Source organism: Bradyrhizobium sp. SZCCHNGR1005 (genome assembly GCF_032489995.1).
Classification (GTDB): Bacteria; Pseudomonadota; Alphaproteobacteria; order Rhizobiales; family Xanthobacteraceae; genus Bradyrhizobium.
On sequence record NZ_JAUEZC010000005.1, the window covers coordinates 21,324 to 46,380 of the forward strand.

The following is a 25,057-nucleotide window of genomic DNA, read 5'->3' on the forward strand; positions in this document are numbered from 1 at the left end:
GGAGAGCACGAACATGAACGACGAAGCCGACGCCAGCCGTTTTCACGTCAGGCTCGAGCGTAGCGATGGAACACTCACTTTCGAGGCTGCAGCCGACGAATATCTGCTCTACAGCATGATCGATGCCGGCATCGAGAGCCCCTTCATCTGCGAGCAGGGCTGGTGCCTCGCCTGCGCGGCGCGACTGCTCCAGGGCGAGGTCGACCGCTCCGCCGCGCTCACAGTCTATCCCGAGGACGCCGAAGCCGGCTTCGTGCTGCTGTGCTCGACCAAGCCGTGTTCAGATCTCGTCCTGATGCTGGACGAGCATCAAACCCGCCGGGACATGATGCAGCATCGGATCGAGCACAATCAGCTCGCGCGAGCCTACCCGCCCGGCACACGCTCCCGCTTCCGCCGCGGCCGCGCCACCGCGCAAACGAACCGTCATGACTAGCGCCCGGCACTGATCGTTCGCGCAGTATCTCTCGAGCGCAACGGTGACTCCGCCTGTGCATCGGCACTCGCTGACAGCCCGAGCGCCGGAATCATTCGCGGAGGTTCTTACCGCAAGCGCGCCCCGGAGCTCAACGCCCGAGCGATTTCAACGAACTGCCGCTCATGTAGATCGAGCCTGGCGACCGGCCAATCCAACGTGTCCGGCCAGGCTTTCGTCGACGAGCGCCAGCGCGGCGCGCGCCTCCTCGAAGCACTCGGCTTCACTCAATCTGGCAAAAGCACGCTTGCGATGCGGCAGATAGATGTTCTCGGCCACCGACAGATGCGGCAGCAGCGCGAGCTCCTGGAACACGACGGCGATCGCCTTGGCATCCGGATCGAGCCGGCCGTCGATGCTGATCGATCCGCCGTCGTGGCGATGCGAGCCGGAGATGATCCGGATCAGGGTCGACTTGCCGGCTCCGTTGCCGCCCAGCAGCGCGTGGATCTCGCGACGGCGAATCCACAGATTGGCGCCGCGAAGCACCTGGGTGGCGCCAAAGCTCTTTTCGATGTCCCGGGCTTCGAGGACGGATGCTGTCGCGTTCGTCTCTTGCGTCATCATCTCACGCGCGACTGGCATTTCGGTGCTCATGATGCGGGCTGTTTCATTGCATCGTCTCAGAGGAAGCCGATGGACAGCCGGGGCACGAAGGCGACCAGCAGCAGCCCGAGCACCAGCGCACCGAGATAGGGCCAAATGCGCGTCAGTCCGGCATTGGGATCGATCTGCCCGATCGAGCACGCCGCGTAGTAGCCGAGGCCGAAGGGCGGCGCGAACAGGCCGATGCCCATCGCCAAAATGATCACCATCGCGTAGTGCACCTCGTGTACGCCGAGCAGCTTCGCCGCCGGGAACAGCAGCGGGCCGAACAGCACCATGGCGGGGAGACCTTCGAGGATGCTGCCGAGCAGGATGAACACGACGATCGAGATCAGGAGGAAGCCATATTTGCCGCCGGGCACCGCGACCATCATCGCCGCGAGCGCATGCGAGAAGTTCGATTGCGTTAGCGCCCAAGCCATCGCAGTGGCGGCCCCGATGATGAACAGGATCGCCCCCGACAGCGCCGCGGTGTGGACCAGCGCCGGATAGAGATTGCGCCAATCGAAGCGGCGGTAGACGAACAGCCCGACCAGGACCGTGTAGGCGATGCCTATGGTCGAGACCTCGGTCGCAGTCGCGACACCCTCGGTCACCGCCGTGCGGATCAGCACGGGCAGTAGCAGGGCCGGCATCGCAGTGATCAGCGCAGAGCGGATGGTGGTCCACGATGGGCGCGGCCGGATGATGCCTTCTGGTTCGACCATGCGGCGCTTGGCGACGATGGCCAGCGCCGCCGCGAGCACGAGGCCCGGCACGATGCCGCCGGTGAACAGCGCCGAGATCGAAACGCCGGCGACCGAGCCGATGATGATCAGCACGATCGAGGGCGGAATGGTCTCCGCCATCGCGCCGGAGGCGGCGAGCAGCGAGACCAGCTCACCGTCATGAATGCCGCGCCGCTTCATGTCCGGAAACAGCACCGGCGCGACCGCGGCCATGTCGGCGGTCTTGGCACCGGAGATACCGGAGACAAGGAGAATCGCGCCAAGCAGCACATAGGACAGGCCACCTCGCACGTGCCCAACCAGCGAGACCAGGAAGCCGACCATCGCGGTTGCCATTCCCGTCATCACGATCAGATGGCCAAGCAGGATGAATAGCGGAATCGCGAGCAGCACGAGCGAGGAGACGCCTTCGTCGATCCGGCTGGTGACGACCTCGAGCGGCGCGGTGGTCACCGTCAGCAGATAGGCCACCGTGGCAAGACCGAAGCAGAACGCGATCGGAACACCCGAAAGGACCGCCGCGCCCAGCAGGATCGCGAAAAATACCACGAGGTTCCAATTGCCGAGCGCCTTCAGCGCCGGCGCTGCGATCCACAATGCGGCTCCGATCGTCGCCAGGAGTGCGAGCGTGATCGCGATGTCACGCGAGGCGTGGCGTGCCATCCGCAGCAGCGCGGTTGCCAGCATCAGCGCGATTCCAACCGGCACCGCGCCGGCCCGCACGCTGTCTGGCAGGCCGAGCGCAGGCGTTTCCGCAAACGCCTGCCCGCTCGCATAGTCGATCGCGGGATGCAGCAGGATGGCGAGGAACAATGCCGGCGCCATCAGCGCTGCGCTTTCCAGAACCGCGCGCGTGCGCGGCGCGACGCGATCGACCAGCGCAGTCATCCGCATGTGCTCGCCGCGGCCGAGGGCGAGCACCGCGCCCAGCATGGCGAGCCAGAGAAAGGTGATCGACGCGAGTTCGTCAGCCCAGGTCAGCGGCCGGTTGAAGGCGAAGCGCGCCGTCACGCTGGTGAAGAGAATTCCAACCTCCGCGACCAAGGCGACGATCGCGGGAATCTCGATCAGCTTCGTCAGCGCCCGCTCGAGGCCGTCGACGACGCTGTACTTCGTGGATGCTGCCAGAGACGCGTCGACGGTGTTCATCCTAGCTCTCCGACATTCGACTGCAGGATCGTCCAGGCCTCCTCGCCGAACCTGCCGCGCCAATCCTTGTAGAAGCTGCTCTTGGCGAGCACGGCGCGGAACGTGCTCTTGTCGACATCGATGAAGGTGAAGCCCTTCGCTGCGAGATCCGCGCGCAGACTCTGGCTCAGCGCGGCAATGTCGGCGCGCTCGTCATCGGCCGACTTGCTGAACTCGCGCAGGACGAGCGTCTGCAGGTCGGACGGCAGCTTGCCGAAGGCGGCCCGATTGCCGAGAATCCAGTAGGCATCCCAGACATGGCTGGTGAGCGAGCAGTACTTCTGGACTTCATAGAGCTTGGCCGTGGCGATGATCGGCAACGGGTTCTCCTGCCCCTCGACGACCTTGGTCTGCAACGCGGTATAGACTTCGTTAAAGTTGATTGGGGTCGGACCCGCGCCAAGCGCCTGGAACAGGCTGGTCAGGATGGGGGCGGCCGGAACGCGGATCTTGAAGCTCTTGAGATCGTCCGGCGTCTTGATCTCGCGGGTCGACGAGGTGACCTGACGGAATCCGTTGTCCCACGGCTTGGAGAGCGCGATGGCGCCGGTCTTCTCGATGTCCTTGCGGATGTGGTCACCCAGGTTGCCGTCCATCGCCTTCCAGACCTGGTCGTAAGATGTGAAGGCAAATCCGGTATTGACGATGCCGGCGAGCGGCACGCGTGTCGCGAGTACGGAGCTCGAGATGTTGATCGCATCGACGGCGCCGACTCGGACCTGCGAGATGAGGTCGGTGTCCGAGCCCAGCTGGTTGGCCGGATAAAGATTGATCTCGAGCCGTCCGCCGCTGGCTTCCTTGATGCGGTCGGCGGCCTGCTGCGCGCGCTTGTTGACCGGATGCGACGGATCCTGGCCGGTCGCGAGCTTCATCGTGAACTCGGCCGCCTTTGCATAGCGCGAGACGGCGATGGCGAAAGGCAGGGCTGCCGTCCCCGCCAGGAATTGTCGACGCGTCTTCCCCTTGCGCATTACCATTCCTCCAATATGAGCTTGTTGTTATGCCCGGCGCTCAAGCGCACCGGAGTATCGACGATGATCGTGAGAGGCGGCTGGCTATTTGAGCCAGCCCTTCACCTGCCTGGCGACCTCCGACAGAGAGATGCCGTAGCGGTCGTGCAGCGTCGGCAGCGCGCCCGCGTCGAGGAATTCGTCGGGCAAGCCGATCTGCCGGAAGCGCGCGTGCACGCTGGAGCGCATCAGCAGTCCCGCGACGGCCTCGCCGAGACCGCCGATCACCGTATGGTTCTCGGCGACGACGACCAGGCGGCCGGACCGGCCGGCCTCGCGCACGATGGTCTCGGCGTCGAGCGGCTTGATGGTCGGCACATGCAGAACGGCGACGTCGACACGATCGTCAGCGAGCGCCTTGGCCACCTCGAGAGCACGCATCGTCATCAGGCCGGACGAGATCATCAGCACGTCCCTGCCGTCGCGCAACAGCTTGGCCTTGCCGAGCTCGAACTTGTAATCATACTCGTCGAGCACCAGCGGCACCTGTCCGCGCAGCAGCCGCATGTAGACCGGCCCCTGATGCGCCGCCATCGCCGGCACCACCTGCTCGATCTCCAGCGCATCGCAAGGATCGATCACGGTCATGTTCGGCATCGCGCGCATCAGCGCGAGATCCTCCGCCGCCTGATGGCTTGGACCATAGCCGGAGGTCAGGCCGGGCAGCGCGCAGGCGATCTTCACGTTGCGGTCTTCCTCCGCGATGGTCTGATGGATGAAATCGTAGGCGCGGCGCGAGGCGAACACGGCGTAGGTCGTCGCGAACGGCATGAATCCCTCGGCGGCTAGACCCGAAGCGGCGCCGAACAAGAGCTGCTCGGCCATCCCCATCTGGTAATAGCGGTCGGGAAATTCCTTGGCGAAGATGTGCAGGTCGGTGTACTTGCCGAGATCGGCGGTCATGCCGACGATCTCGGGACGGCTGCGTGCCAGCTCGATCAGCGCATGACCAAATGGCGCGGCTTTGGTGCGCTGGCCCTCTGAAGCGATCGAGGCGATCATCGCCGATGTCGTCAGGCGCGGCTTGCTCAGATCTGGTGCTGCTCGCGGCGTCTTCATCACGGCCTCCCGGCTTCGAGCGCGGCAAGCGCGAGTTGCCACTCGTGCTGCTCGACGCGAATGAAATGATTCTTTTCTCGCTGTTCGAGGAACGGCACGCCCTTGCCCATTAAGGTGTCGGCCACGATCATCCGCGGCTTCGGCGCCTCATGGGTCTTGGCGGCATCGAAGGCCGCCACGACGGCGTCGAGATCGTTGCCGTCGACGCGTTGCACGAACCAGCCGAACGCCTCGAGCCTCGCCACCAGCGGCTCGAATCCCATTACCTGCGTCGAGGGACCATCCGCCTGCTGATTGTTGACGTCGACGATGCCGATGAGATTATCGAGCTTGTAGTGGCTGGCGGACGAGATCGCCTCCCACACCGAGCCTTCGTCGAGCTCGCCGTCGGAGAACAGCGTGTAGACGCGCGAGCTCGACTTCTTGCGCTTGAGCCCGAGGCCCATGCCAACGGCGATGCTGAGGCCGAGACCGAGCGAGCCGCCGGACATTTCCATGCCCGGCGTGTAGGATGCCATGCCCGACATCGGTAGCCGACTGTCGTCGCTCCCATAGGTTTCGAGCTCAGCCTCCGGGACGATCCCGGCCTCGATCAGCGCGGCGTACAGCGCGATGGCATAGTGACCATTTGACAGCAGAAAGCGATCCCGCTCATCCCAATCCGGATCATCGGGCCGGTAGCGCATCGCATGGAAATAGGCCACCGCCAGGACGTCCGAGATGTCGAGCGCCTGGGCGATATAACCCTGCCCCTGCACCTCGCCCATGCGGAGCGCATTGCGGCGGATGTTGTAGGCGCGCTGCGCCAATGTCGGTGCGTTGACGAGCCGAGTCGTTGCGGTGTCCATCGTCTAAGACCTTGTTAATGGATCAGCATGCCGCCGTTGACGTCGATCACGGCGCCGGTGACGTAGGCGGACAGATCCGACGCAAGGAACGTGTAGATGCCAGCGACATCGTCGGCGGTGCCAAGACGGTTGAGAGGAATGCCTTCAAGGATCTTGACCTTCATTTCGTCGGTCAGCTTGCCTGCGGTAATGTCGGTGCCGATCAGGCCCGGCGTCACGCAGTTGACGCGGATGCCATCGATGCCGAACTCGCGCGCCATCGCCTTTGCAAGGCCGAGCACGCCGGCTTTGGCTGCCGAATAATGCGGGCCGCCGAAGATGCCACCCCCGCGCTGCGCCGAGACGGACGACATGCAGGCGATCGAGCCCGATTTACGGGCGCGCATGTGCGGGATCACGGCCTGCGACAGGAACAGCACGCCCTTGAGGTTGACGTCCTGGATGCGATCCCAGTCTTCCGGCGTGATGTCGAGCAGCTTGACCGGCTGGGTGATGCCGGCATTGTTGATCAGGACGTCGATGGCGCCGAACTTTGCGGCCACTTGCGCGACGGCGTCGTTGCATGAGGCCTTATCGGCGACGTTGCAGGCAAGCCCGATATGCTGATCGCCGAGCGTGGCAGCCGCATCGGCGGCCGCGGCAGCATCGATATCGAGGATGGCGACGCGGGCCCCTTCGGCCGCAAACCGCCGCGCGGTCGCAAGCCCGATGCCTCGCCGCGAGGCTGCACCCGAAATGATCGCCGTCTTGCCGCTCAGCAGCATCCTTGTCCTCCCGATGTCTCGTTTTCGTGGGCGCAACCATGACCGGCGGAAGTGACGGCGACAAACGCGCAGTTGTCATGGATCGATGAATCTGGTTCACTTATCGGATGCTATCGAACATCCCGATCTCGTCGATCAAGGCGTTTGAGGCCGCTGCGCGCACCGGCTCCTTTCGCGATGCAGCAAATGAGCTTCACCTGACGCCATCAGCCGTCAGCCATGCGATCCGCAAGCTGGAAGCCACCCTGCGCACCGTGCTGTTCGAACGGAAGGCGCGCGCGGTTCACCTCACCCCGGCCGGCGAAAACCTGATGCGCCACGCCGGCGCCGCCTTCGACCAACTGCGCAGAGGATTGGAAGAAGTCGCCGCACGCGGCCCCCAGCTCGTGCGCGTTCATTCTGCACCGAGCTTTGCCGCGCAATGGCTGACGCCGCGCCTGGCACAATTCCTCGCCGCGCATCCCAAGTTGGAGGTGCGACTCTCGGCCAACACAGACTACGCACGCTTCAAGAACGATGATTTCGACATCGATATCGTCTACGGCGAGCCACATGCCGAAGGCGTCGAGATCGTGCCCTTGGCGGAGGAGACGATCACGCCGCTGTGCTCACCTGCGCTCGCAGCAACGATCAAGCGACCGGCGGATCTGCTGGAACGAACGCTGATCCGCTCCGACGTCAAGCAGATCCAATGGCATCAATGGTTCGCTGCCAACGGTCTTGAATCTCCCGCCCTTCACGGCATGCGCTTCGACCGCAGCTTCCTGGCGCTTGCGACCGCGGCCGAAGGCCTCGGTGTCGCGCTTGAATCGACCCTGCTGGCCGAGCGTGAGCTCGCGTCAGGTCGGCTCGTCGCGCCGCTGGCCGGCCGCGCCACGGACATCCGTTATGTGGGCCATCGCCTGGTATTTCCTCGCAACGATCACCAGCGCATGGCCGTGCGCGCCTTTGCCCACTGGATCACATCCGAGCTGGGTCGGGAGCATTGAGCATGCTTGCGCCAAAATGGCGAAGGTCCCGTGGGCATCACGGCCCAGCCGGAGCCCAACCGCAGAGATCCAAGGCGCAAAGATTGTCGGTGACGCCATGCCGACAAGTCGCGTCGTCCCGCACCTTACTGCGAACCACCCTGGTCATTCTGGATCGCAAAACGGATCAAGTCCGCGAGTGTCCTGACCTGCAGCTTCGTTCGCATCGACGAGCAGGCGTTGGTCACCGTGCTATAGCTGATGCCCAATTTGACGCCGATCTGGTCATAGTTATTTCCTTTTGCGAGCAGCGAGAGGATCTGCAGCTCGCGATCTGAGAGATTCTTGGCCGCCAGTTCGTTGCTCTTGGAGTGCAAGAGAGCCACCTGCACCGCCATGTCGTGGCTGAGATGCGTGGAGCCAGCAGCCACGCGCTCGAACGCGCTGACGAATTCCGAAGACGGCGAGTCCTTGAGCACATAGCCGGCCGCCCCGCTGTCGAGCGTTCGCTTCACGATCGCAGGATCATTGTGCATGCTCAGGACGAGGATCCGCGTCTTTCGCTCGCAGTGAATGATGCGTTGGATCAGCGACAGCCCGCCCAAATCATCCCCGGCGAGCGTGAGATCAACGATGACGACATCGGGCCGATGTTTCAGGAACGCCCCATAGCCGGTCCTGACGTCGGTCGCCTCGTGAATCGGCGCAACGCCGATATCCTGCAAAAGATTCCGGCAGCCTTTCAGCATCATGGGGTGATCGTCAACGAGAAGCGCGCTTGTCATGACACAACGCTCCCTTCAAATGCTTCAACCGGCACGTCACCTCCATCCGCGGCAAGGATCACCGTCAAAATGGTTCCGGACGACGAACTCTCCAGATTGAACGCACCGCTCAGCGCCTCGACACGTTCGCGCATTCCGGCCAGCCCGACCCCAGGCTTGAACGGTCTCCGCAGGCCAATTCCATCATCCGATAGTTGCACGAACACAAACTGTCTTTTCAAGGCGTCCTTCTGATCTATCGTCAAAACGATCTTCTGCGCCTGAGCATGCCGGACCGCGTTGAACATGCCTTCCTGAACGCATCGATAAATGGTCAGATCGATGACAGCCCCATAGCTCTCCTGCAACTCGCCAATTGTCTGTTCGAATTCCGGAGCATTATCCGTACTATCGAATTCAACAATCAGCTTGATTAGACAATCCTTCAAGGGAATCTGCCCCAAGGCCATCGGACGAAGCCGGTCAAGCAGCCGCCGGTTGATGCTCTGAATTTGCGAAACGATATCGATGACGTCCAACGCCCTATCGTGCAATCGCGTGAGCTCGGGTCGATCCTTGGACATACGAGCGATCGCGGTCGCGCCAGCTTCGAGCGTGAACAGGCATGGGCCGACCTCGTCGTGGAGCTCCAGAGCGGTTCGCCGCCGCTCTTCGTCCTGCGCCGTCAGAAGCTTTACATTCAGACTGCGGTTGGATTGATACGCGACAGCCAGCGCTTCGGCCGTCTTGTTGAAATGATCCGCAATGATGGAAAGCTCCGACATCGACGGGCTCGGCAGGCGCACGGCGTAATTTCTGTCCTCGAGGTGTTTCAAGCCGGACACGAGGCGCGTGAGGGGCTCCAATATTCGGCCGAAGAGAATAAACAGGACGAACAGAACAGCTGCATTCAAGCAGAACGCGGTCAGAACAAGAGCTCGAACATAATTCCAGGCTTCATTGATCTCGTCGCTTGGCTCGGACGTAATCACCACAGTTCCAATCTTCTGGCCTGACGCAACGATCTGAAACCGATTTCGCTCGATCGGTGGCGCGATCAGGCGAGTAAACCATTCGGGAGCGTCGTGGATATCCGTGTCATCCGTGGCCTTATCGGACGACGATGCCAGTGCCGCGACAGACCTTCCTTCTGCATCGATCACCGATATCTTGATGTGACGAACGGGTTGAAAATGCAGATCGATGCTCCGTAGCAGAATGGCCGGCGGCATATCCCGTAGCAACCGGATGGTATCTCCAACCAGGGCATCGGCAAGCTGCATCGAGGATGCGATTTCACGTCTCGTGTTGGTTCGCGCATTCATGATCACGACTGTGGTCGTCAGTGCGGCGGCGATGCAGTCGATGAGCAGCACGATCGCGATCAGGCGTATCCGCAACGAACGGAAGGAGAGGGACCGCAAGAGAGTCCTGCTCGCGTGTCGCCAGGACGGGTGATAACTCGTCATTTCATTTCACTTCGCCGGTACCAGTGGTTCTCTCGTCACTTCGGATCCGTGCATGCGGCGTCCTTGCAAGAGGCCGCATGCCTATAGGAGGCGCCGACATGTTCGAGCGCCTGAGTCCGGCCCTCACCATTGCGCCTGAGGATCAGATAGTGCTGGCACATGTCGCCATAGAGCTTACGGTCGGGCGACACGTCGGCCGCATCGACCATGCCGGCCATGATATCGACGTATCGCTCGGGCTGCCCTGCTTCCGCCAACGCATCCGCCGTTTGCACCGTCCGGTTCGCGATCATGCGTTCGTCTTCATAGAAGCGGGACACGGCCTGCCGGATCGCCCTCCGCAGCCGATCGACCTCCGGATCGGTCGCCAGCACCTCATGGCCGACCTCCCGGCCCCGCAACCAGACCGCAGGTTCGATTTTGTCGGTGACCGCAAGCCATGTCGAAACGTCTTCCGGCTTCTTGACCACAACGGTCCGTTCGTCTCGCGACTCCGGCTCCTCATTGCAGGCGGCAAGGAAAGCCGTACACAGGAACAGAAGCACGGAAAAGGATCGGCTGCTGCGCGCCACCGAGAGCATTTGCGCCCCTATTTCCGCACGGCGCACGGCACGAGGCTTCCCGATCGGTCGGCAACCTTGATGCGAGGAATCCCGCGGCGGCCGGCGGGCCCCGACCACCCGAGACCTGCTCCGCCTCCCGTGGCGATCTTCGGGGTCGGCCGTTCGAAAACCATGTCACTCTGCCTCGGCCTTCGCCTTGATCCCTTCCAGTCCGGCCCGGAATAATCTGCGCAGGGCCGACTTCGCCGCTTCGTCATTCAAATCATCCGGCGGCTCGTTGTCAGTGTCACCGCGGTAGACGTGCGCGGTCCATTCGACATTGCTGCCACCATGTGCGTCCGATGTCACGACAAGCGTCGCGGAATAAGAACTCGCCGGCAAGGCTCGTACGTTCGGATTAAGCATCCGATAGGAATAGGTCATTTTTGCCGGATCGTACTCGTCGACTTCCTCCTCGAGTTGCTCGCCATTGCCAAAGGTCATGACCCGTTTCTTGGTCGAACCCTCGCTCGATTTCACCACAGCATCCCATTTCGAGATGCCTGCATAGTCGCCCGCAATCGCCCAGACCCTGTCCGGCGCCGCCTTGATCGCGATCGTCTCGTCGACCTTCTGCGGCGTCGGGCCGTGCGCAAGGGCTCCCGCCGTCCAGGCGAGAAGACAGGTGGCGGCGTAGACAGGATAAAGGCGCATCGGAAGACCCTCACAGGTTGGCGGACTTCAGACCGGCGAGGCGCCGGCCCAACGGCGAGAAAACGGCAAGCAAAGCGAGGAGCGCGAGAGCCCCGGGCACCCAGCGCAGATCGGTCAGGCCAGGGCTCGCATGAGATGTTGCGATCGGGAGATAGCCTTGTGCGAGGTGGGACGAACCGTCCATATGCGCGTAGCCAAGGCCCGCCTCCTGAGCGAGTTGCTTCAGATAGGGCTCGCGAACGGAGGACAGGTGTTCCGTCCCGATTGCGGCGGCGGCCCCGAACGGCGCATTCCGCGGATTATAGCCCGGCCGGCTCTCGGCATCGGGCGGAGGCGATCCGAAGCGATTCTCATGCGGCACATCATCAATACCCCAAAATCCGACCTCGTTACCGCGATCGTCGAATTTCGGGATCGGAGACAGAGAGTAACCGCCGGCCCCGACAATCAGCCCCCTCACCTCGCCGCGCTTGCCCTCGAAAGCGGGAGCGCCTGAGGCCGGCAATGGCGGCGCCTCCTGGCCGTCGGTGATGAAGATGAGATCCGCGCCGAGGCTCTTGGCCATCTCGATCGATCTATAAAGACCGGCAGCCACGTGACTGTCGCCTTCCCAGGCTTCGCGCCAGTCGATCGCTTCGATCGCGCCGGAGACCGCACCATAGTCCTGGCAGACATCGACCGGCTCGAACAGCAGGAACGGTACGCGCTCGCTGAACAAGCCCAACGCCAGCCGGCTCGGGCATGGCAATTTGCCGATCATGTCCTTCAGGGCCGCCTTGGCAACGAGCAACCGGCTGGTCGGCTTGCCAGCGACCTGATAGTCGCGTGTATTCATGCTGCCGGTGATATCGACGATCGCCAGGACGTCGACCCCGATCACGGTCATGGGCATAGGCGGCAACGCAATCGCGACACACGCCAGCGCCAACGCTGCGAGCAGCAGCAGGGCCATCGGATCGCGCAGATTCTGCCGCCAGTTCCACATCACCATGTCACCATGCAAGATCATCAGGGAAGCCCCTGTGGCTTGCCGGGGATGTCGGTCCAGATCTTCTTCCGGTCCGCCTTGACGTCGTCGCCGGACGTGCGTTCGAACGTCGGAAAATCTCGGATCAGCCGTGAGGCCACGTCGAAATTGAATTTCGCATCCCAATCATCGGGCGATAGCGTGAGCGCCCGCCGATATTCTTCGCGCGATAGCACGACAAAGGGGCCTGCACTGTCGAGCTTGCTTGCCGTGATCAGATCGAACGCCTGCCGCAGGCGGCTGTTGGCAAGATCGTAATGCGCGATCGCGGCAAGCCGCCCGGCGTCCTGCTTGTCGAGTGCTTGGACATAAGGTCGCACCTCGTCGATGCGGTCGTGATCGAGCAGGAAGGACACCCGTGCCAGCAGCAATTCTGCCGGTGCGTCCACGGCGACCGGAACATCATGGTTCGTCTTCAACCGACGGATCGCCTCATTGGCCTTGACGATGAGAGCTATCTCGACAAGCAGCGCAAGAAACGCCAAGACAAACAGCGCCAATAGCGCGACCAGCAGGCGCGACCGCCAGCGTGGCCACAGCAGCGTCCAGGATATCCTGCCCGGCCGAGACCTGGTCCGATGGAGACCGAGCGCATGGCTGGAAGCTCCGGTCATATCGGCACTCCGATCGCCGTTTCAGAGGCCGCGCGGCGTGTGACCAGACGCACCTCAACCAGCTTGCCTGCGACCAGCACAAGAATGGCGCCGCAGGCTGCAGCGTAAGCCAATCCCGTCAAATCCCTGCGTGGAACGCGCTCGGCATAGGTGATCGGATAGCGTTCGAGCTGGTCGATCCGATTGATGGCATCGGCGACCTGATCCGGATTCTCAGCCTGGAATGCCCGATAGGGGACGCCGAGCGTCTGGAAGAAAAGATTGAGAAAGCGCTCCGGCATGGCGCGTGGCGTGTCTTCGTCCGGACCGGGCTTGTCGAACATGCCACGACTTCCGGCCGTTCGCAGGAACAGGAAAAGCAGGTCCGCCTTGAATTTCCGGAACTCCGCGCGCAACTGGTCCTGCAGACGGGCTTCGATTACAGCGCTTCCATCGGAGACCAGCAGGATCGCGTGGTGCTCGTCCGGCCGATCGGCGGCAAACATCGAGAGCGCCATGCCGAGGCCGCGCGCCATGTTGGTGAAATCTAAGCCTGGACGATCGCTAGCATCGATCGCCGCCCTGACGGCGTCATGATGATCGGTCAGCGGCAGCACCAGCATCGGAGAGGTCGAGAAGGCAGCGACTCCGAACAGATCGTGCGGTCGCCTGCCGACGAATTCGCGCAGCAGGCGCTTGGTTGCCGAAGCCTTCGATTCCTCATTGCCTTCGGGCGTACGGCCGGCAAACGTATCGTTCATGCTTCCGCTGCGGTCGAGCAGGATGACGACCTGAGCCCCCTCGCCGGCCCGGCTGATCGTCTGGCCAAGGCGATATGGACCGGCGAGTGCGATGACCACCAGCGCAATCGCCGCCATTGCGGAACAGCGCAAGACCCAGCCGATCAGCATCGAAACCGCGTCGGCCGGAATCACGGCCACGGAGCCGACCTGCGCTGCGCGATGCCCGGAGAAGACCAGGGGCAACAGCGCGAACGCCAGCGCCAACAGCACCCATGGCCGATCCACCGCCAGGTTCATGCCCCGGTCCTTTCCGCAACAGCCAGCTTCCGCGCCAGCATCTCGATCCGATCGAACGAAAACTCCCGCCGCGCGCGCTCGGGATCGTTGGCGAAGAATGCCAGCCGCGATGCGCCGAAAAAGCCGCCTAAGCCCTCTCGCAAAGCCCGATAGGCCGCATGACGCTGCAGAAATATTTCGAGATCATCGGCCAGCACCGATCGATTGTCGGCCTGATCGATACCGCGATGAAGGGCTTCCAACGCCTCGAGATAGGCCGCGACTTCGTTCTTCCGGCTGCGCAAGCCCCGCAGTCGATTTGAGGCCAGCGAGAACGCACGCGCCGGACGCCGCACGAACGGCCACCAGGCGCGGTCATGAGCCACCAGGACCAGACAGAACAGCACAGCAACGGCTGCCGCGGTCAGGGACCAGACATGCGGACTGAGATCGATCACGGATGCGCCGCGGTCCGGCCGCAGATAGTCCTTTGGATCGCTCTTGGCCGGCGGCGCCACTTCCCGCAGCGGCGAAACACCAATGGTCCAGGCCGGAACATCGAACGATGCGGTCTCATCCGCCCGGTGAAACAGCAGCGAGAAGGCCGGAATCTCCTGCAGCCGCACATCGAGCGCATCATAGAAATTCTGGTAGATGATCGTCAGGACGTAGCGACGATCGGCGCCGTCACTTCGCTGCTTGATATCGACGGAACGAATGTCGAGCCAATAAGCGACGGCGCCAGGACGCGGCAACGACGCCATATCGATATCGGTACGGCCATCGACAACCAGCGTGATATCCGCTCGGATCAAATCGCCGACAAAATAGCCGATGTCGCGCGGCGTACGGATCGTCACCTGCTTCACTGCGGGCGCGTCGGCCGCCGCCAAGGTCGATGCCGGGGCGATCGCGCAGACCACCAGCATCGACGCAATGGCAAGGATACCCCGCATGAGGCTGCACATGACGGCTCTAAGCCTCCATGAGCTGCCGGGAGATCCGGTCGACATCCAACGCGTCTGAGATCACGATGGGCGCGCGCCCGAACCGCAGCAAGGTTCGCTTGATTCCGGCCTGTCGTTCGGCCGCCTGTTCGCGCCAGCGCCGTTTCAAGGCCGGGCGCATGAAGACGATCTTGCACTGCCCGGTCTCGAGATCGGTGAGCTCCATCAGCCCCCAATCCGGCAATGCTTCATTTTCCGAGGAATCGTTGATCACAACGGGGATAAGATCGTGCCGGCTGAGCGCCTCGCATGCCGAATTCAGCATATCGAGCGGTAATAGGAAATCGGAGATCACGAAGACGATTTTCCGCTTGCCGGCAACGCATCGTGCGGCTTCGATCAGGCCATCGGCATTCCGCCCGCTCCACTCTGCCTGCCGCAGGCGTGCCTCGACCTCCAGAGTGGCACCGAGACGGCGGTTTGGAAGGATGACACAGTCTTCCCTGATCCCGGAATCGAAGCCGATCAGCGCAAAGCGGTCGCCGCTGCGAACGACCGAGCGCGCCAGCGCACCGCAGAGCTCGGCAACCAGGTCCTGCTTGCGTGCCCGCCCTTCATAGGATAGCGACCGCGTGAGATCGACCAATGCATAAACGTCGATCGCACTGCGCTGTTGAAAGCGGCGGACCAGCGTGTTCTCGAACGGGTCGCGAAGCGTGCCACGGACATCGATCCGCCTCGCATCGGGATGCGCCATGAACGGCACCTGATCACGAAAAGTGCCGAAAGCACCGATACCCAAGCTCGAATGCGCGCCCGCCCGGAGGCCCGAGATGCGGCCACGCGGCCGGTAATGGATGTCGCGGGCTTCGGTCATGGCGCTGGCACGCTGGCAACCACGGCTGTGCAGAGATCGTGGACGATCTCTTCGCGCCGCAGCTCATAGATCGGATCGAGGAAGATCCGGTGCGCCATGGTCTCGATGAAGACGTCGCGGATGTCTTCCGGGACCAGCATGTCACGGCCCTCCAGCCAGGCACGTACGCGCGCGGCGCGGACAGCGAATGCCAGCCCTCTTGGACTTCCGCCGCCCTGAACGAGACGCCCGGTATCGACACCGGGGATCGAGATCCCGGCCGCCCCAGGGTGCACGATGGCGTCCCACAGGCGCACCACATAGGCCTGCACCGCCTCGCTGGTATGAATGCTGCGCTGGATCAATGGCGCACAAACGGTCAGGGATTTGAAATCGAGGGCCGGTGCAGCGATCGCTTGCAACAGTTCTTCGGTGTCATGAAAGCGTGGATCAAATACCAATTGTCGGCGCACATCCGCTTCGATCGGCGTCTCGATGGCGATCTCCATCAGAAAGCGGTCTCGCGCAGCGGCAGGCAGCTCGAAGGTCTCCTCCTTTTCGACGCGGTTGCGATCGGCATAGACCTGCATATAGGGGAACTCGAACGTGCGGTTGAAGGCCGAAACGCTTCGTTCCGCCATCAGCCGCAGCAGCAGCGAGTGCATCTGCGGCCGCGCCCGGTTGATCTCGTTGAAGAAGAAGACCGATAATTCCTTCGATCGTTCGAGAACCGCTGAAGGCTCGACCCTCGGCCGGCCGTCATCCCCGAGATAAGTATGATAGAGCAGATCGCTCGGCATCATGTCCACGGTTCCCTCGATGCGCTCATAGCTGCCACCGAGAGACCGCGCCACCGCTCGCAGGATCGTGGTTTTTCCCACGCCGACATCGCCAGCGAGCAGCACGTGCCCGCGCGCGAATACCGCGATCGTGATCAGGCGGACCGCACGCGCTTGTCCAACAATGACCTGCTCGACCGACGCCTCAAATGCCGACGCGGCGGATCGCCAGCGCTCCAACAGGGAGGCGGTTGAAACGGCATCGTTCATCGAGACTCCGCGGGATGACCGTCACGGATTGCCGCCCGGACGGCAGGACATGAAGCCGAACGGATCCTTGACGATCGGCTTCAACGTCATACGGTCCGGCCGAGATGTCTCACTCTGCCGATTTGTCAGCGCGAGACTGTTGCGCTGGATCGGTACGCCCGATCCCGACTACTTCTCGGATATCTTATCGATCTCGTAGACGAACTTTCCGGTCTTGCGGAAATTCTCGACACGTTTGGCGTTACGCGCTTCCATCTCCCGCTCAGAGGCGTCCTGCTTGGCGACCTCCTTCGGATCGAGCTTGGGATCATATTTCGAGCCGGCGATCTTGTCCGGGAAACCAGGCTTCGGTTCCCAGCAATTTCCAGGCGCCTTGCACTTGGTGCCGTCATAGGCCGACGCCGGCGCGGCTAAGGCCACCGCCGCAACCACGACGATTCCCAAGGTGATAGAGTTCAGGGCATTTGTCACTTGGTCTTCTCCTCTCGCTGAAGCAGTTCTTTCCTTGACGGCTCTCGACAGTCGGCCGGAATGTCATGGTGCCTTGCATAGGCCCGGCGGATCATCCGGAAAGGTTTCTCCCCGCGTGAACGGCTTGAACTTCTTCTTCTGATCCGCCGTCAGCCACGTCGCCGCCTTGACATCATCCTTGTAGATATGCCGCACCCAAGCCATGACCTCGAGCATCTGATCGAGGGTCAAATCGTCGTAATGCGGCCCCATCTGAGCTCTTGCACCGCCAAAGATCGTCTCAAACAATCCCTGATCGGTCGTGTTCTTCGGGTAAGTCCAGTAGTCGTCATTAAGACCCGGACCGATTTTTCCTTCGCCGATTTCTCCGTGACAGCCCGAGCAGGAGGTGAGATAAAATGACTCGCCCACTTTCAAGCAACTGACGTCCTCGGCGTAAGGATTGACCCCGGTCTGAAGGAACTTGCGCACGCCCTCCGTATTGCGCCCCTCTTTCTGCGCTTCCGACAGATCGAGCGGCTCTCCGGTGTCGGTGTTGCGAAGGTCGAGCGAGGTGGGCGGTATGGGCTCGGCCGGTGTCGCGAACAGGCTCTGCGCAGTCATACCAAAGACAAGATAACCAATGATGAGCGATAATTTTCTCATTCCTGATCCCAACACGATTTCGGCAAGTTCTATCTAGTTTGATTTCGCAACTTGCATGGTCGGTATACCCTCGTCCCGGAGGATGTCCGCGATCTCTGGAGCCGCTTTTGCAAGGGCGGTATCGAGTGCGACGAGAAGCGCGTCATCTCCGAGCCGCACGCCCATCGACTGGTCATATTGCTGCGGCACCCGCTCGCCATCGCGGTCCGCATCGTCCTTGACAGGCGTCATCCTCAGCGCCGCGTTCGTCTTGACGTAACGCGCGACGTCAGGGGCGAACACAGCCGCCAGATCTGCGTTACCGCTTTCGACCTCGGATATGATCTTCTGCGGCGGGATTTGAGTGTACTGGTTGCGGGGCGAACGGAAGCCGACCAGCGAATAGAGATATGCCATGTTGTCGGTGTATCTTCCGACCTCCTTCAACATGACCTCGCTGGGCGATCCGAACTCGACGACGATATGTCCGAGCGACTTGATCTGCGGGTCTCCCCACGATTCCAGATTGATGTTCTTGTCCTTGCGAGTCACGAATACATAGCCCGCCCGGTAATATGGCTTGGTGGTCAGCACCCGCTGATCGCCGCTGTCAAGGCCGACCACGACATCGCATTTCTGCTTGTTCAGCCAGTCACGGACGAGATAGATCGCCGGCTTGTCGGAGAACACGAACACGGACTCACGGCCCATCGCCTTTGCGACTGTCGCGGCGATCTTGTTCTCGAAGCCGGTCCGATCCTTGGACGAGAACGGCAATTCGCTTCCGGCAGCGCAAATGCGCAACTTCGACTCGTCGCTCGTGCCTGCCTGCGTCGCACGGCCCGACGCATCCGGATCGGACGCCGCAGCCGCAATCGGCAAAGGATCAAGCAGACAGGCGATCACGCCGGCAGAGGCGAACATAGAAACCATTAATGGTCGCGACATCACAATTCCAAACCTTGGATGAAGCCAATTGACGTTGAGGGATTACTCGGCCAGCGAGCGCGCGAACCACCACACCCCGCTCTTTCCAGCCATGCGGCCGGAAAGAGCACTGTTGTCGACGGCTCTGCGTAACATCCGACGAGGTTAGTTCGACGCCTTGTATTCGCCGAGGTTCACGTCGTCATAGGGGCCTTTCCCGTTCAGCGAGAAGACCATTACGCCACCGCCCATTTGGGTGTAATTGGCGAGCTGCTTGAAGGCGCCGACCGCACCAAGACCAGCCGTCGGATCCTGCAGGTCGAATACGAGACCGACGCCCGGCCAGCCGCCGACACCGTAGTAGATGGCGACATATTGGGTGCCGTCATGCATGTAGGTGATCGGATAGCCGATGGCCCCGGAAGGCATCTTGAACTTCCACAGCAATTCGCCGGTATCGCTGTTGCGGGCCTTGATGAAGCCATCCAACGTCCCGTAGAAGACCAGGTTTCCGGCAGTCGCCAGCGTGCCGCCCCAGACGGCGAAGCGTTCCATCTTCTCCCATTTGAATTTGCCGGTGATCGCGTTGTAGGCCTTGATCTGGCCGAGACCTTCATAATTCTGGCGATCGCCCTTGGGACCAGGATACATGTTGAGCGTCGCGCCGACGAAGAACTGTCCGGCACGGTAGGGCAGCATGAAGGGCTCCCAATCCATGCAGATGTGATTGATCCCCATGAAAAAGAGCTCTTTGGTGGGATCGTAGGAGTCGTGCCCCTGGTTGTGATAGCCCATCGCGGACGGACAGATGTCCTTCGCGAGATGGTCCATCCTTGTGCCGTATTCCGGATCTCGTACCGGCTGGCCGCTCGCCAGATCGACGGTCTTGAACACGTTCACCGTATCGTCGATCTTGTTGGCGGACACCAATTCGCCATTGGTGCGATCGAGTGTGTAGACGATGCCGTTGCGGTCCGGATGCGTCAGCAGGCTTCGAGTCTTGCCGTCCTTGTCCTTCTGCTCGGAGAGCATCATGACGTTGACGCCTGCATAATCCCACTCGTCGTGCGGCGTCTTCTGATAGCCGAACTTGGCTTCGCCGGTGTCGACATCGCGACCAAAAATGGTCATCGTCCACTTGTTGTCGCCCGGACGCATGGTCTCGTTCCAGGGTGCCGGATTGCCGGTGCCGAAATAGACGAGATTGGTCTTCGGATCGAAGGCGTACCAACCCCAGTTGGTGCCGCCGCCAACCTTCCAGGCATCCCCTTCCCACGTCGAGAGGCCGAGACCCTTCTGCCCGTATTGGGGATTCTTGATATTGAAGTCTGATGCAAGCAGCAAATCCTTGTCCGGACCGGTCGCGTAGGCGCGCCACTTCTGTGCACCATCGTGCACGTCATAGGCCGTCAGATAGCCGCGAACGCCGAGCTCGGCGCCGGAGGAGCCCACCAGCACGGTGTCCTTGACCACGTAGGGCGCGATCGTCAACGTCGAGCCGACCTTGATGTCCGAGTTCTCCATCTTCCAGAGCAACTCGCCCGTCTTGGCGTTCAGCGCTTCGATATGCCCATCGAGCAGTGTCTTCAGAATCAGCGGTGGTGTCTTCGCGTCTCCCGGCCAATAGGCAAGACCTCGGTTGACGATGTCACAGCACGCGACCGCTCGCGCCGCCGGGTTCTGCTTCGGCTTGTCCTGCCACAAGATCCGTGTTGGATCCTTGAGGTCTAATGCGAAGGTGTTGTTCGGGAACGATGTGTGGATGTACATCGTGCCATTGACGACAAGCGGCGCGCCTTCGTGGCCGTTGAGCAGTCCTGTCGAGAACGTCCAAGCCGGCCTCAGATTCTTGACGTTATCCGTATTGATCTGGTTAGCCTTGCTATAATTGTCCGATTTATAGTCCTTGCCGGGCATTGCCCAGTTCTCGTCGCTCTGCGAGAGCTGGTCGAGCTTGTCGTTCGCGCTTGCAAGGCCTGCCCCTCCCAGCGAACCCATCGCAAGAAGCGCTGCAAATGATGCGGTTTGTAAAAGCCTGTGCATTTAGGCCCATCTCCTGCTGTTTCCTGCCCTGCCTGTATTCGGCAGGTGCCGCGCCCATGATTTTAAGAAGTGCCATTTGGTCGCACTTCCTGCGATCCTCGCTATGTTGAGGATTGCATCAAACAATCCTAAGTCGTCTTCTTCTTCTGCGCAGCAAGAGGATGTCTCAAACTTCCTATGGCAATCTTGCTATTAATGCGGGAAAAATTCCCAGGGCATCATTTGCCGGGAATGGCTTCGCGCTCCCCCGGGGAGGCGTCGGCCTCTACTACGGCAAAGAACCCGGATATGGATGGAAGGAATCGCGTGGATGCCGCTCAAGATCGCTTCCGCCATTGGCGCCGGCTTTATGATCCTGCTTGGCCTGACACATCCGCACGGGATCAAGCCAATGCCGGCAGCTCTCTATCTGGAAGAGCATCGCCGCGCGATGTCGAGCAGCGATTACCAGCGTTACCCCGGCGCTGGCGTGCTGTTCTGCCGCGACGAAGCCCGACTATTCCAGAAAGCTGCCGCTGCCTGGCTGATTGGAAGCCGCTCGCTGGTGATGATGAACGCGCATAACTTTCGCGACCGTCATGGACGACAGACGCGTCCTATCAATGACTGCTATTTTCAGGTCGGCGGCAAGAATTACGATTTTGGCGGCGATCTGCAGCTCGGCATCCCTGCAGACGCAGATGCCTTGCACATCACCGACGACTGGGCGCTTGCGCGCCTCGAGCATGCGGTTGCCGCGGACGTCGCCCCTCAACCGGTCCCGAAGGCTTCGACATTGACGACCGGCTATGGCGTCCTCCAGGTGACGATGGTCTCGCCCGCGGGGCACGGAAACTACAATGGACCCACCAGCATAGAGCCATGCCGGATCCACCTGATCGATCCGCCGACTGAAGGCGGCATCCGCAGGGCCCGGCATGACTGCAACGACGGTTATGGCGGCTCGGGCTCCGGCCTATTCGATGACAGCGATCACCTCATCGCGATGCAGAGCGCTTCGCTTGACATGAACCGGCGTCTCGCCTTCGATATCGAGCGGCATTACGGCTCAGCCCTGGTGATCGAGGGCGAGCTTCGCAGCGCGATCGTGAAGATCCTTGAGAAGGCACCATAAGCTCAAACGTATAAGCTGCATTTCCCTTTGTGTTCGCCATTCTGATGCCTGATGCCAGCTGACCGTGATAGGCGCTTACATGCTGGCTCCATCGCGCTGATGGTCAAGCACGATATCAAATTCGGGACATGGCCGAGACATATGTGACGCCTCGGCCATGACGCGACGGCAGGCTCGCGCCCTTACTTGCTGTCCTGACTCACCGTCGTTTTCGGCCTGATCGCGTCGGCCGTGCCCTGGATGAAGGCCTGGATCTTGACGACGTCCTCGTCCTGCAGCTTGCCGGTGAAGTCCGGCATGCCGCGTTCGCGGAACGGCCCCTTGAACACGACGTCTTTCAGGTTGGCGATCTCCTCGGCCGGCACGTAGCCGAGATTGCGGACATTGCCGCCCTTGTCGACGCCAGGGACACCATGACAGGTGGCACAAGCGGCGACATAGATCGCGGCCCCCTCGGCCACATCTTTCGGATCGTATTTGACGCCCTGCAGCAAGCCTTCGACCTGATACTTCACGAACTCCGGCAGCTTGGCTTTGCCGTTGAGCGCGAACGTATAGACCGTGCCGGGGCTTCTGCGCTCGGTCGCACGCTGCACGATTCCATAAACGCCACCCCAGCCGACAGCGACTGAGACATATTGCTGACCGTCGAGCATGTAGGTCGACGCCGCCGCCACCACGCCGGTGCCCGTCGGGGTCTCCCATAGGCTCTTGCCGGTCCTTGCATCATAGGCGACGAAACGCCCGTCCGCGGTCCCCTGGAATACCAGGTTTCCGGCCGTTGTCAGCGTGCCACCGTTCCAGGGCGACGCATAGTCGATGTGCCACGCTTCCTGCTGCTTCACCGGGTCCCAGGCAACGAGTCGACCGAAGGCAGGCGCCTTCGGCGGCGTGCCGTTCAGTACGAAGCCGACATTCCAGCCGGTCGCGCCGCCAAACTTGCCGGGTGTCGCTGCATTCTGTTCTAACTTCTGCTCCGGCGTCAGGTTCACGGGCACGTTCTGAGCCGGCAGATAGACCAAGCCGGTCTGCGGATTGAACGACATCGGGTGCCAATTATGCGCACCATAGGGGCCCGGCACGCTATCATAGGGCGCAGCGCCGCGCGCGGCCGGCACTTCGATCGGCCGCCCGTTGACGTCATAGCCGGTGGCCCAGTTCACATCGACGAAGTTCTTTGCCGAGATGAACTTGCCATTGGTCCGATCCACGACGAAGAAGAAACCGTTTTTCGGCGCATGCAGAATGACCTTGCGCGGCGCCCCGTCGATCGTGATGTCGGCGAGGATCATCGGCTGCGTCGAGGTATAGTCCCAATTGTCGCCGGGCGTCTCCTGATAGTGCCAGACGTATTTCCCGGTATCGGCGTTCAGCGCGACCAGCGAACTGAGATAAAGATTGTCGCCGCCGGACGGACTACGGATCGCTCGATTCCACGGGGCGCCGTTGCCGGTGCCGATATAGACCATGTTCAGGTTGGGATCGAATGTGATGGTGTCCCACGGCGTGCCGCCGCCGCCATTGAGCCAGTATTTGCCGGCGGGATCCCAGGTCTTGGCGGCAGCCGCCATCGAGTCATCCTCGAACGGCTTCGACGGATCGCCGGGTACGGTGAACCAGCGCCATATCTGGTTGCCAGTCTCGGTGTCATACGCGGTGATATAGCCGCGCGCGCCGTATTCAGCTCCGCCCTGCCCGATCAGGACCTTGCCGTTGAATGCCCGGGGCGCACCGGTGATGGTGTAGGAATGCGCGTGGTCGATCAGCGTATCCTTTTCCCACACCTTCTGACCGGTTGCGGCATCAAGCGCAATCAGCCTGCCGTCATAGGCGCCGACGAACACCTTGCCCTTGTAGACGGCGACGCCGCGATTGACCGTATCGCAGCACCCCTTGTAACCGAGCTCCCGGTTGACACCGGGATCGAATGTCCAGAGCTTCTTGCCGGTGCGTGCATCGATCGCATGCACGATGCTCCACGAGGCGCTCTGGTACATGATGCCGTCGACCACGACAGGCGTCGCCTCGACGCCACGCTCGGAATCGAGGCTATAACTCCATACCAGTCCCAGCCCCTTGACGTTGTCGGCATTGATCTGGTCAAGCTTGGAAAAGCGCGTCTCGGCATAATCGAGGCCGATGGTAGGCCAGTCTTTCGACGTCGCGGTGTTGGCCTTGATCATCGTTTCATCGACAGCGGAAATCGCGGTCCTGATACGCGCCGGCGTCAGCTCGTCAGCGATAACAACGCCTGCGGGCAGCGCAAGAGTCACCAAAAGCGTAGCTGTTCGTGACGCAAGACGCGCGAAAGCCGGATGTAGCCATCCCATCATGTTTCCTCCCTTTGGTCTCTAACTAACGGACCTTCGCGCATCGTAGGCGTTTATCGAGGGAAGCGTCAATTCTGGAGCAGTACAAGACAGGCGTGAATGATACGGATAGAAAACAAGCCCGCCTCAGAGAGACGGGCTTGAGTTGGGATAGAATGAACGATCTACGCAAGGTGCCAAAATGCGCAGAGCTATAAACATGAAATCTCGATCATCGTGAAGCAACATGAAGAAAACGTAGATTTTGCGGGAATGTTTCCCGATTGTTATCAGACATATGCCTCAAGATGCCGCACTAAGTTCAGTGGACGGAAAAATCCGCCTTGTTACCGTGTGTCCCCGCGAGTGGTGTAGCTCGCCGCCTTCATGGATGAAGCCGAGGCCGACGTGCTCGCCTACATGAGCTTCCCGCCTCAGCATCGGGCCAAGCTGCACTCGACCAATCCGATCGAGCGCCTCAACGGCGAGATCAAGCCAGGACCGAGGTCGTCAGCATCTTCCCCAACGAAGACGCCATCGTCCGCCTATAGTCAGCACCATCCTGCTCGAGCAGAAGGACGAATGGACCGCTGCTGCCGAAATTCGCTTGCCGTGCTGGAGCATCGTTCATTACAAGCGCACCGGTCGGAAGATCCGCGTGATGGAACGGCGTGATCAGGAACGTGCAGCGCGCGCGGACATCGCTCGTCTCGAGGAAGGATGCCGTGAGCTCAAGCGCAGACTCCGGGCGGCCAGCGCGAGTGCCGAGTACTCCCCTGCCCCTCAGATTTCGGATGCTCCGCCGCAACTGATTTGCTTCCCGTTCAGGATCGCGAACCCGGCAGAGCGTGGCGGTCTGTCAAAAACGGCTCTCCCGGCGACAGCTCAGGTTGCGATGGACTCCGATCTGCCTGGTTCGAGGTACGGACCGTAGGGACCTTTG

Annotated in this window: 24 protein-coding genes and 1 pseudogene; 4 read left to right on the forward strand and 21 right to left on the reverse strand. The window is 61.5% G+C overall.

All coding sequences use genetic code 11. The features are described from left to right. Positions 1-13: 13 nt before the first annotated feature. Positions 14-436: a 2Fe-2S iron-sulfur cluster binding domain-containing protein gene (locus QXZ85_RS21730; protein WP_315745130.1), complete on the forward strand. Its 423-nt coding sequence runs from the start codon at positions 14-16 to the stop codon at positions 434-436. A gap of 162 nt (positions 437-598) precedes the next feature. Here the strand turns inward: QXZ85_RS21730 and QXZ85_RS21735 are convergent, their stop codons facing one another. The 6 genes from QXZ85_RS21735 to QXZ85_RS21760 all read right to left on the reverse strand — a co-directional run bounded on the left by QXZ85_RS21735 (position 599) and on the right by QXZ85_RS21760 (position 6,678). Then, the gene (locus QXZ85_RS21735; RefSeq protein ID WP_316174942.1) at positions 599-1,060 is read right to left on the reverse strand and encodes an ATP-binding cassette domain-containing protein; all 462 of its coding nucleotides are present in this window, start codon (positions 1,058-1,060) and stop codon (positions 599-601) included. A 38-nt stretch (positions 1,061-1,098) separates the two neighbouring features. Then, the gene (locus tag QXZ85_RS21740) at positions 1,099-2,958 is read right to left on the reverse strand and encodes a TRAP transporter large permease subunit (RefSeq protein WP_316174941.1); all 1,860 of its coding nucleotides are present in this window, start codon (positions 2,956-2,958) and stop codon (positions 1,099-1,101) included. Beyond that, positions 2,955-3,968: a TRAP transporter substrate-binding protein gene (locus QXZ85_RS21745; RefSeq protein ID WP_315729527.1), complete on the reverse strand. Its 1,014-nt coding sequence runs from the start codon at positions 3,966-3,968 to the stop codon at positions 2,955-2,957. Before QXZ85_RS21745 ends, QXZ85_RS21740 begins: the two co-directional genes overlap by 4 nt. A gap of 84 nt (positions 3,969-4,052) precedes the next feature. Beyond that, complete coding sequence (locus tag QXZ85_RS21750; protein ID WP_315765852.1) at positions 4,053-5,066, reverse strand: transketolase family protein; 1,014 nt, start codon at positions 5,064-5,066, stop codon at positions 4,053-4,055. Further along, the gene (locus QXZ85_RS21755) at positions 5,066-5,914 is read right to left on the reverse strand and encodes a transketolase (RefSeq protein ID WP_315765851.1); all 849 of its coding nucleotides are present in this window, start codon (positions 5,912-5,914) and stop codon (positions 5,066-5,068) included. The genes QXZ85_RS21750 and QXZ85_RS21755 overlap by 1 nt, the downstream gene beginning before the upstream one ends. Before the next feature lie 14 nt (positions 5,915-5,928). Then, positions 5,929-6,678, reverse strand: coding sequence for an SDR family NAD(P)-dependent oxidoreductase (locus QXZ85_RS21760; protein WP_315705883.1), 750 nt, complete (start codon positions 6,676-6,678; stop codon positions 5,929-5,931). A 107-nt stretch (positions 6,679-6,785) separates the two neighbouring features. Between QXZ85_RS21760 and QXZ85_RS21765 the strand changes: the two genes are divergently transcribed. Next, positions 6,786-7,667, forward strand: a complete 882-nt coding sequence (locus tag QXZ85_RS21765) for a LysR substrate-binding domain-containing protein (RefSeq protein ID WP_315745121.1) — start codon at positions 6,786-6,788, stop codon at positions 7,665-7,667. A gap of 125 nt (positions 7,668-7,792) precedes the next feature. On the opposite strand, the gene QXZ85_RS21770 is transcribed toward QXZ85_RS21765, so the two are convergent. The 14 genes from QXZ85_RS21770 to QXZ85_RS21835 all read right to left on the reverse strand — a co-directional run bounded on the left by QXZ85_RS21770 (position 7,793) and on the right by QXZ85_RS21835 (position 20,646). After that, the gene (locus QXZ85_RS21770; RefSeq protein ID WP_315705881.1) at positions 7,793-8,431 is read right to left on the reverse strand and encodes a response regulator transcription factor; all 639 of its coding nucleotides are present in this window, start codon (positions 8,429-8,431) and stop codon (positions 7,793-7,795) included. After that, the gene (locus tag QXZ85_RS21775; protein WP_315705880.1) at positions 8,428-9,786 is read right to left on the reverse strand and encodes a LapD/MoxY N-terminal periplasmic domain-containing protein; all 1,359 of its coding nucleotides are present in this window, start codon (positions 9,784-9,786) and stop codon (positions 8,428-8,430) included. The genes QXZ85_RS21770 and QXZ85_RS21775 overlap by 4 nt, the downstream gene beginning before the upstream one ends. A gap of 128 nt (positions 9,787-9,914) precedes the next feature. Then, complete coding sequence (locus QXZ85_RS21780; RefSeq protein WP_315731360.1) at positions 9,915-10,424, reverse strand: hypothetical protein; 510 nt, start codon at positions 10,422-10,424, stop codon at positions 9,915-9,917. Positions 10,425-10,616: 192 nt separating this feature from the next. Next, complete coding sequence (locus QXZ85_RS21785) at positions 10,617-11,135, reverse strand: SRPBCC family protein (protein ID WP_315745120.1); 519 nt, start codon at positions 11,133-11,135, stop codon at positions 10,617-10,619. A gap of 10 nt (positions 11,136-11,145) precedes the next feature. Further along, positions 11,146-12,144 (reverse strand): vWA domain-containing protein, encoded by a 999-nt coding sequence (locus QXZ85_RS21790; protein WP_409998210.1) that lies wholly within the window; start codon positions 12,142-12,144, stop codon positions 11,146-11,148. After that, complete coding sequence (locus QXZ85_RS21795) at positions 12,144-12,776, reverse strand: MxaK protein (protein WP_315705877.1); 633 nt, start codon at positions 12,774-12,776, stop codon at positions 12,144-12,146. The genes QXZ85_RS21790 and QXZ85_RS21795 overlap by 1 nt, the downstream gene beginning before the upstream one ends. After that, positions 12,773-13,795: a vWA domain-containing protein gene (locus tag QXZ85_RS21800; RefSeq protein WP_315705876.1), complete on the reverse strand. Its 1,023-nt coding sequence runs from the start codon at positions 13,793-13,795 to the stop codon at positions 12,773-12,775. Before QXZ85_RS21800 ends, QXZ85_RS21795 begins: the two co-directional genes overlap by 4 nt. Further along, complete coding sequence (locus QXZ85_RS21805; RefSeq protein ID WP_315705875.1) at positions 13,792-14,730, reverse strand: nonribosomal peptide synthetase MxaA; 939 nt, start codon at positions 14,728-14,730, stop codon at positions 13,792-13,794. Before QXZ85_RS21805 ends, QXZ85_RS21800 begins: the two co-directional genes overlap by 4 nt. Positions 14,731-14,749: 19 nt before the next feature. Further along, positions 14,750-15,598, reverse strand: coding sequence for an MxaS protein (locus tag QXZ85_RS21810; protein WP_315705874.1), 849 nt, complete (start codon positions 15,596-15,598; stop codon positions 14,750-14,752). Next, positions 15,595-16,626, reverse strand: coding sequence for a MoxR family ATPase (locus QXZ85_RS21815; protein WP_315767934.1), 1,032 nt, complete (start codon positions 16,624-16,626; stop codon positions 15,595-15,597). Before QXZ85_RS21815 ends, QXZ85_RS21810 begins: the two co-directional genes overlap by 4 nt. A 168-nt stretch (positions 16,627-16,794) precedes the next feature. Next, complete coding sequence (locus QXZ85_RS21820; RefSeq protein WP_315705958.1) at positions 16,795-17,085, reverse strand: methanol dehydrogenase; 291 nt, start codon at positions 17,083-17,085, stop codon at positions 16,795-16,797. Between the two features lie 75 nt (positions 17,086-17,160). Further along, positions 17,161-17,700, reverse strand: coding sequence for a cytochrome c(L), periplasmic (gene moxG, locus QXZ85_RS21825; RefSeq protein WP_409977610.1), 540 nt, complete (start codon positions 17,698-17,700; stop codon positions 17,161-17,163). Positions 17,701-17,775: 75 nt separating this feature from the next. Next, positions 17,776-18,645: a methanol oxidation system protein MoxJ gene (gene moxJ, locus QXZ85_RS21830; RefSeq protein WP_315705871.1), complete on the reverse strand. Its 870-nt coding sequence runs from the start codon at positions 18,643-18,645 to the stop codon at positions 17,776-17,778. A 168-nt stretch (positions 18,646-18,813) separates the two neighbouring features. After that, a complete protein-coding gene (locus QXZ85_RS21835) occupies positions 18,814-20,646 on the reverse strand; it encodes a methanol/ethanol family PQQ-dependent dehydrogenase (RefSeq protein WP_409977851.1) in 1,833 nt (610 codons plus the stop codon). A 394-nt stretch (positions 20,647-21,040) separates the two neighbouring features. Here QXZ85_RS21835 and QXZ85_RS21840 point away from each other — a divergent pair, with 394 nt between their 5' ends. Further along, positions 21,041-21,805 (forward strand): serine protease, encoded by a 765-nt coding sequence (locus QXZ85_RS21840; RefSeq protein ID WP_315765865.1) that lies wholly within the window; start codon positions 21,041-21,043, stop codon positions 21,803-21,805. Positions 21,806-21,987: 182 nt separating this feature from the next. Here QXZ85_RS21840 and QXZ85_RS21845 read toward each other — a convergent pair whose 3' ends face one another. Beyond that, positions 21,988-24,135, reverse strand: coding sequence for a PQQ-dependent dehydrogenase, methanol/ethanol family (locus tag QXZ85_RS21845; protein WP_410051514.1), 2,148 nt, complete (start codon positions 24,133-24,135; stop codon positions 21,988-21,990). Between the two features lie 354 nt (positions 24,136-24,489). Between QXZ85_RS21845 and QXZ85_RS21850 the strand changes: the two are divergent. Continuing rightward, a pseudogene (locus QXZ85_RS21850) lies at positions 24,490-24,700 on the forward strand (transposase); the annotation flags it as partial. Between the last annotated feature and the right edge of the window lie 357 nt (positions 24,701-25,057).